The organism is Rhodococcus sp. NPDC054953, assembly GCF_053609225.1.
On the sequence record NZ_JBSGXD010000078.1, the window covers coordinates 1 to 1,157 of the forward strand.

At 71.0% G+C, this 1,157-nt stretch carries 1 protein-coding gene; it reads right to left on the reverse strand.

All coding sequences use genetic code 11. The features are described 5' to 3' along the window. Positions 1 to 1,157, reverse strand: a 1,157-nt coding sequence (locus tag ACWF62_RS20595) for an acetyl-CoA C-acetyltransferase (protein ID WP_452631282.1), incomplete at both ends; no start/stop codon positions are given.

Below are 1,157 nucleotides of genomic sequence, written 5' to 3' on the forward strand. Positions count from 1 at the left end.
GGGACGCGGAGGATCAGGGCATCACCCTGCCCACCACCACCACACAACGCCGCCGCACCGATGCCGCCGCCGCGGCGCTGCAGTTCCAGGGCCAGGTGCAGCACGATCCGGGCACCGGACATCCCCAGCGGATGCCCCAACGCGATCGCACCACCATTGACGTTCACGATCGCCGGGTCGATGCCCAACTCCCGCGTCGAGACGATCCCGACCGCGGCGAACGCCTCATTGATCTCCACCAGATCCAGCTCCGTCGGCGCGATGCCCTCCCGCGCGCAGGCCTTCGCGATCGCGTTCGCCGGCTGCGACTGCAGCGTCGAATCCGGCCCGGCGACGACGCCAGCGGCACCGATCTCCGCGATCCAGGACAGGCCGAGCGCCTCCGCCTTCGCCTTCGACATCACCACCACCGCCGCGGCACCGTCGGAGATCTGCGACGCCGACCCCGCCGTGACCGTCCCGTCCTTCGCGAACGCCGGACGCAGGCGGCCGAGGGATTCGGCGGTGGTGTCGGCGCGGATCCCCTCGTCCTCGCGCACCACGATCGGGTCGCCCGTGCGGTGCGGGATGGACACCGGGACGACCTCGGCGTCGAACAGGCCGTCCTTCCGCGCCCGCGCCGCCCGCTGGTGCGAGGCGGCGGCGAACGCGTCCTGCTCGGCGCGGGAGACGAACCCCTCACCGTCGTTGGCGGATTCGGTGAGGTTGCCCATCGCCTGGTCGGTGAAGATGTCGTGCAGGCCGTCGTAGGCGAGGTGGTCACGCAGGGTGACGTCGCCGTACTTGAACCCGGCACGGGACTTCTCGAGCAGGTGCGGGGCGCGGGTCATCGACTCCTGACCGCCGGCGACGACGATGTCGAATTCGCCTGCCCGGATCAGCTGGTCGGCCATCGCGATCGCGTTGATCCCGGACAGGCACACCTTGTTGACGGTCAGGGCGGGCACGTTCATGGGGATGCCTGCGGCGACGGCGGCCTGTCGGGCGGGGATCTGGCCTGCGCCTGCGGTGAGGACCTGCCCCATGATGACGTAGTCGACCTGGTCGCCGGTGATGCCTGCCTTGTCGAGGGCGCCGCGGATGGCGATGCCGCCGAGGTCGGATCCCGAGAAGTCCTTCAGTGCGCCCTGCAGGCGTCCCATCGGGGTGCGGGCCCC